The 6,431-nt window shown below is 62.4% G+C and carries 6 protein-coding genes and 2 pseudogenes; 5 read left to right on the top strand and 3 right to left on the bottom strand.

Annotated features, from left to right (window positions below):
- The first annotated feature begins 275 nt into the window (after positions 1–275).
- A complete protein-coding gene (locus tag EOB36_RS32645; protein WP_095484561.1) occupies positions 276–1,085 on the top strand; it encodes a transglutaminase family protein in 810 nt (269 codons plus the stop codon).
- A gap of 13 nt (positions 1,086–1,098) precedes the next feature.
- On the opposite strand, the pseudogene EOB36_RS32640 reads toward EOB36_RS32645, so the two are convergent.
- Positions 1,099–1,251, bottom strand: a pseudogene (locus EOB36_RS32640) (IS5/IS1182 family transposase); the annotation flags it as partial.
- Positions 1,252–1,268: 17 nt separating this feature from the next.
- A complete protein-coding gene (locus tag EOB36_RS32635) occupies positions 1,269–2,855 on the bottom strand; it encodes an adenylate/guanylate cyclase domain-containing protein (protein ID WP_126104065.1) in 1,587 nt (528 codons plus the stop codon).
- A gap of 250 nt (positions 2,856–3,105) precedes the next feature.
- Here EOB36_RS32635 and EOB36_RS32630 point away from each other — a divergent pair.
- Positions 3,106–3,213, top strand: a pseudogene (locus tag EOB36_RS32630) (cation transporter); the annotation flags it as partial.
- 217 nt (positions 3,214–3,430) lie between these two features.
- A complete protein-coding gene (locus EOB36_RS32625; RefSeq protein WP_128286508.1) occupies positions 3,431–3,835 on the top strand; it encodes a GFA family protein in 405 nt (134 codons plus the stop codon).
- A gap of 4 nt (positions 3,836–3,839) precedes the next feature.
- Here EOB36_RS32625 and EOB36_RS32620 read toward each other — a convergent pair whose 3' ends face one another.
- Positions 3,840–5,108, bottom strand: a complete 1,269-nt coding sequence (locus EOB36_RS32620) for a DNA recombination protein RmuC (protein WP_128286507.1) — start codon at positions 5,106–5,108, stop codon at positions 3,840–3,842.
- A 104-nt stretch (positions 5,109–5,212) separates the two neighbouring features.
- Here EOB36_RS32620 and def point away from each other — a divergent pair, with 104 nt between their 5' ends.
- Positions 5,213–5,758 (top strand): peptide deformylase, encoded by a 546-nt coding sequence (gene def, locus EOB36_RS32615; protein ID WP_077374507.1) that lies wholly within the window; start codon positions 5,213–5,215, stop codon positions 5,756–5,758.
- A 9-nt stretch (positions 5,759–5,767) separates the two neighbouring features.
- A partial coding sequence (gene fmt / locus EOB36_RS32610) for a methionyl-tRNA formyltransferase (protein WP_128286506.1) occupies positions 5,768–6,431 on the top strand: 664 nt, incomplete at its 3' end.

Genomic DNA, 6,431 nt, shown 5'->3' with positions numbered 1-6,431 from the left:
GGGTTTCTTCGCGTCCTTCTTCGGCTTGCGGGCTTCTTTGCCCGCCTTCATCGCACCTTTAGCCATGATTCGTCCTCCGATTGTGGCAAGCGAAATGAACCAAGAGAAACGCCCGACCGCAAGAGGCATAATCTGGCGCCTGTGCCGGCCGGCGGCCGTCAAGCGGTTTCTAATTCGCTCGTAAACCGCGTTGGTCCGTGCGATGATCTTTTTGCACTGCAGCAACAGCCCGTGCCTTCGCCGGGTGTTGATCCGGCAGGCCGGTCAGGACGACAATGCGAATCCACATCGGCTGCGAGATGAGCTTCGACTTTCCGCAGGAAGCGCCGCTGATCGCGATGCTCAACGTCCACTATTCCCGGGCGTCCGATCTCGAGCGGCCGGATTTCCTGACCTCGAACCCACCGGTGCCGATCGAGAGCTACCGCGACAGTTTCGGCAATTGGTGCAACCGTCTTGTCGCCCCGCCCGGTCGCTTCACCTTCGGCACGGACGCCGTGATCCGCGACCCGGGAACCTTCGAGTTGGGCGAGCTGGTGGCGTGGCAGCACGAGGTGCGCGACCTGCCGTCGGAAACATTGCTGTTCCTGCTGCCCAGCCGCTATTGCGAGAGCGACGTGCTGGCGAGCGAGGCATGGCGGCTGTTCGGCCACACACCGCTCGGCATTCCACGGGTTCAGGCGGTCTGCGACTTCGTCCACAACCACATCATCTTCAATTACGGCAATGCGCGGCCGACGCGCACGGCAGCCGAGGCCTATCGTGAGCAAAGCGGCGTCTGCCGCGATTTTGCCCATCTCGCCGTGGCCTTCTGCCGCGCCCTGAACATCCCGACCCGCTATTGCACCGGCTACATCAGCGACATCGGCCTGCCGAAACCGTGGTCGGACATGGATTTCGCTGCCTGGATGGAGGTCTATCTCGGCGGCCGCTGGCATGCCTTCGATCCGCGCAACAATGCGCCGCGCATAGGCCGCATCCTGATTGCCTCCGGCCGCGACGCTGCCGATGTGCCGCTGACCCATATTTTCGGGCCGGGCACGCTGGCCGGTTTCAAGGTCTGGACGAACGAGATCGTCGATTAGGCCGTGTGGACAGTTACCGCAACCACAAGACAATAGCCGCGAGAGTGACAACGGCGGTAATAGCGGGCGGTTTTCTCGAGCGGGTTGCGACCCAGCGGAACAGCTTGAGTTTGGAGGAGCAGCACTCGGCGAGATGATGCTGGGCATAGAGGTGCCCTGACAGTGGGACAGTTTCTAGAGAACCTAAAAAGCGGCGGGCTTGCTTCGGATGGTTAAGGCCAGGAGCGCCTCCGAAAGTCGTTTCTTCGCCCGCTCGACCCCGTTCTCGTCGATTGCCTCAACATCGAGGAACAAGTCGAGGCCAGTCGCGTGCTCGCTGATGACCTGAGGGCGCTGGGCCAGTTCACCCAGGAGGCCCTCGACTTCGTAGGGGACAACCTCCCGGCTGATCCCCTTCATGGCAATCGGTGCTAACGGACGCGCCCGGACAAGGTCGCGAACGAGCGCGTAAGTCTCATAGCTGAGGCAGATGCCGCCGGGCTCGGCAATCGACTGCAGACGGGCCGCCAAGTTCGCTTCGGCTCCGATGATCGTGTAGTCCATCCGATCATCGGAACCGAAGTTCCCAACATTGCAATAGCCCGTGTTGATGCCCATGCGAGCTCGGAAGGGCCGTTCAACTCCGCGGTCACGCCACACCCTGTTCAACTGCTCCAGCCGACGCTGCATGTCGACAGCCATGCGCAAGCAGGCTCTCGCGTCTTCCTCGATGCCTTGCGTCTCCGGGTCTCCGAAGAACACAAGAAGCGCGTCGCCGATGAACTTGTCGACGGTGGCGCCGTGTTTGAGCGCGATCCTCGACATCTCGGTGAAGTACTCGTTGAGGAGAACCGTCAGGTCCTCGGGCTGGAGCCGTTCCACGATCGCGGTGAAATCCTTGACGTCGGAGAAAAAGATCGTGAGCTTCTTGCGCTCGGTCGCGATGGTGACGTCCTTCTGGCCGCTGAAGATGCTTTTGTAAATTTGAGGCGAGAGGTATTTGGCGATCTTCAATGAAATCGCGGCCAGGAAGTCGTTTGCCTCGGAAAGCTCCTTGTTGATGCCCTGAACCAAGGCGGACTGCCGACGCTGCAGGAGAATGAACGTCAGGCCCGCCGCCGCCGCGAAGCCGAAATATAGGAGCAGATACTTGAAGGCGAGGACGTTCGCAGCGATAGGCTGATTGACCGATATCTCCTGGATCCCTCGGACATCCCCTACCTTCCAGTCCGTCTTGGGGCTGTCCGGGTGTGAGTTATGGCAGGTCACGCAGACTTGTCCCATTACAACGGGGGCCGCGGCGCGGACGTGCCGGTCAAACAGCGAACCCGAGACTTCGATGATCGGCTCCCTCGGGTTGGCACGCAAAGCAAAGATTGCATTCCGCTCGAATAGATCGAGCTGGTGGGGGTCGCGACCTTTAAAAGGTAGATCCGAGACGAACCGATATTTGACGGACCCGTCGTGAGCGCTGATGCGCTTGCCGAGTTCGATCGAGAGGGTTGCTGGAATAGGGATCGCACCTGGCACGTCCCGGTAGTTGTGCGTCGCGGTCACGGCGTCGTCTGCTTGCAGCACGCGTCCCACGACGTCGCTGCCGTAAAATCCGCGCATTTCGTCGATGATCCGGCTGATTTCGCTGGCTTGCGTGCGCAGCATCCGTTCCGATAGGTCTCGGAGGTCGAGCCAGGCTGCGACGGGCAGGCCTATAAGGCCGATGACCACTGCCGCCACCAGGAGCGGTCCCATGGTGCGCTGCTGACGCGCAATCTGTTCACCCAGTCCAGCCATTGTGCCAGCGCCCGGCAGTCACTAGTATCTGAACTATATCTCATTCCCGGCACGGCACCTAGCGTCAGTCTTGGCTCGATGAAAACACGCCAGCCCTGCAACGACGGACCGACCTTGAGCGGTTGTTGCTAAGCCCCCACCTTCACAGCGGATTTCGCATACTGGCGCGCCCGGCCAACTGCGGACTGTTCTCACGCTTGGAGAAGGAATGCTCAAAGTCCGACCGATGGCGCCCGAGCCGGTTGCCAACGAGGACCATTTGTCGGCGCCCGAGATCGAGACCTGCGTCGAACGCATCGAGGCACGGCTGAAGACCGAGATGCCCGAGGTCACGCGACTGTTCGTCCGCGGAACCTGAGCCCGCCGGCTCAAGGCCATAGAGGCCGCGTCGGGACAAGCGCCGGACTAGAGGCCTGCCGTTGCAAGGTTCGCCTGCCGCGCTGCCGCATCAACTCGAATGTCGGAGTCGATTTCGGAAAGCATGATGTGTAGATTCAAAGCATTACGCCATACTATGTGTCCAAACGGGCGCACGTCGCTCAAGCATTGCCGAACGGATTTTGGGAGGAATGAAGATGAAAATCGACGGCGGGTGCCATTGCGGCGCTATCACGTACGAGGCCGAAGTCGATCCGGAAAAGACCAATATCTGCCACTGCATCGATTGCCAGCAACTGACTGGAACGGCGTTTCGGGTGACCGTGCCGGCGTCGGAGGATCATTACCGGATCAGCAGGGGTACGCCGAAGATCTACATCAAGACCGGGTCGAGCGGCGCCAGGCGCGCCCAGGCTTTTTGCGGCGAGTGCGGTTCGCATCTCTATGCCACGTCGGTCGGTGACGGACCGAAAGTCTACGGCATCAGGGTAGGCACGGCGCGTCAGCGCGATGAACTGGTGCCGAGACGGCAGTTGTGGCATCGCTCGGCGCTACACTGGCTGCCGGACTTCGAAGGCACGACGATCGTCGAGGAGCAGTAGCCTCTCAGTCGTCGCCTTCGACGACCCTAAGTCTCAGCTGACCGGTCTTGGAGTCGGCGACGCGCGCACCCGCTTCGACCTTCGCGCCGTGTGTGGTCTCGGCCGATCCGGCGTCGCCCTCCGTCGGCTGCGCGCCGAACTCCAGCGCCTCGATCTTCTGGCCGCGCTTGGTCACCTTCGACGTCGAGACGAGGATATCGTCGATATCCTTGGCCGACTGGCCGAAATGGCTCTGCAATTTGCGCACCCGCTCGTCGAGGCGCGAGACATCCTCCATCAGCCGGATCACCTCGCCCTGAATCAGATGCGCCTGCTCGCGCATGCGGGCGTCCTTGAGGATCGCCTGGATGACCTGGATCGACAACATCAGTAGCGACGGCGAGACGATGACGATGCGGGCGCGGTGCGCCTTGTGGACAATCCCCTCGAAATTCTCGTGGATCTCGGCAAACACCGATTCCGACGGCACGAACATGAAAGCGGTGTCCTGCGTCTCGCCCTGGATCAGGTATTTTTCTGATATATCGCGGACATGCACCTCGATGTCGCGTCGAAACGCTTGTGCGGCGACCTTCTGCAAATCGACACCTTCGGCGGCACGGATGGCGTTCCAGGCTTCCAGCGGAAACTTGGCGTCTATGGCAAGAGCCGGCGCGCCGTTCGGCATCTTCACCAGGCAGTCGGGCCGGCTGCCGTTCGACAAGGTCGCCTGGAATTCGTAGGCGCCGTGCGGCAGGCCGTCGGCGACGATCGCCTCCATGCGCGACTGGCCGAAGGCGCCGCGCGTCTGCTTGTTGGAGAGGATCGCCTGGAGCTGAACGACCTGGCCGGCCAGCGACTGGATGTTGCCCTGCGCGATATCGATGACCGCCAGCCGTTCCTGCAGCTTGGCAAGGCTCTCATGCGTCGATTTCGTTTGCTCGGTCATGGTCTGGCCGAGGCGGCCGGTCATCGCGTCGAGGCGTTGGCCGATCGACTGTGTGAGTTCGGCCTGCCGCGCCCCGAACACTTCGGCGATGGCGCCCATGCGGCCCTGCATCTCGGCCTGGCTTTGCAGGATGCCGGCCATCCGCGCCTCGGCGTCGCGGGCGTGGTCGGCGGCTTCCGCAGCCGCCACTGCACGCGCCTTGGCCGACCGCCACAGCGCGACGACCAGCGCCACGAACAGGCCCAGAAACAGGATCGCGCCGAATGCCAATGCGTGGCCGAGCGTGATCGTGGTGGCGCCGAGCCGGGCGATTGGTTCGGACAGGATTGATGTCAGGTCGTTCATATGGACAGCATAGATGATTCTCCCTGACGGCACAGATCAAAACGTGAACGGCGCTTCAATTGCCCCGGTTGACGCTTTCCGTGCGACGTCTTAGGTGAGACGCCATGTCGATCAAGCCTCTCATCATCCTTCCCGATCCCGTTCTGCGCCAGGTTTCGAAACCGATCGAGCGCGTCGACGGCGCCTTGCGCAAGCTCGCCGACGACATGCTGGAGACCATGTACGATGCGCCGGGCATCGGCCTGGCGGCGATCCAGGTCGGCGAACCGTTGCGCATGCTGGTGATCGACCTCGCCAAGGAAGACGAGACGCCGGCGCCGCATGTCTTCATCAACCCCGAGGTTCTCGACAGCGCCGATCAGCGCTCGGTCTACGAGGAGGGTTGCCTGTCGATCCCGGATTACTATGCCGAGGTCGAGCGCCCCGCCGCCGTGCGTGTGAAATATCTCGATCGCGACGGCAAGCTGCAGGAGATCGAGGCCGAAGGGCTGATGGCGACCTGCCTGCAGCATGAGATAGATCATCTCAACGGCGTTCTGTTCATCGACCACATCTCGAAGCTGAAGCGCGACATGGTGGTCAAGAAGTTCAAGAAGCTCGCCAGGGACAAACCATCAGGCAGCAAGGCGCCGGGCAAGTTGGTGGGATAGGGCTCAAAAATGCCCCTGCGCGTCGTTTTCATGGGTACGCCCGAATTCTCGGTGCCGACGCTGCGGGCGATCGCGGAGGCCGGGCATGAGATAGAAGCCGTCTACACCCAGCCGCCGCGCGCCGCAGGTCGCCGCGGGCTGGAACTGACGCCATCGCCGGTGCAGTGCGAGGCGGAGCGGCTGGGCGTCGAGGTGCGGACGCCGGTGTCGCTGAAGAGCGAGGCCGAGCAGCAGGCGTTCCGCGCCTTGCGGGCCGACGTCGCCGTGGTCGTCGCCTATGGATTGCTGTTGCCCAAACCCATCCTCGAGGCGCCGCGGCTCGGTTGCCTCAATGGCCACGCGTCGCTGTTGCCGCGCTGGCGCGGCGCCGCACCCATCCAGCGCGCCATCATGGCCGGCGATGCCGAGACAGGCATGATGGTGATGCGGATGGAGGAAGGTCTGGACACCGGTCCGGTGGCGATGATTGAAAAATGCGCCATCGGCCCCGATATGACGGCCGGCGACCTGCACGATCGGTTGATGCTCATTGGTGCCGCGCTGATGGCGGAAGCGCTGGCACGGCTGGAACGGGATGCCCTGACATTTACCACGCAGGCGACGGTGGGGGTGACCTACGCCAAAAAGATCGATAAAGCGGAGACGCGCGTGGACTGGACGCGGCCTGCTGGCG

The organism is Mesorhizobium sp. M6A.T.Cr.TU.017.01.1.1, assembly GCF_004023115.1.
Lineage (GTDB): Bacteria > Pseudomonadota > Alphaproteobacteria > Rhizobiales > Rhizobiaceae > Mesorhizobium > Mesorhizobium mediterraneum.
The sequence above is the reverse complement of the archived record's forward strand: the minus strand, read 5'-3'. Positions and strand labels throughout refer to the sequence as shown.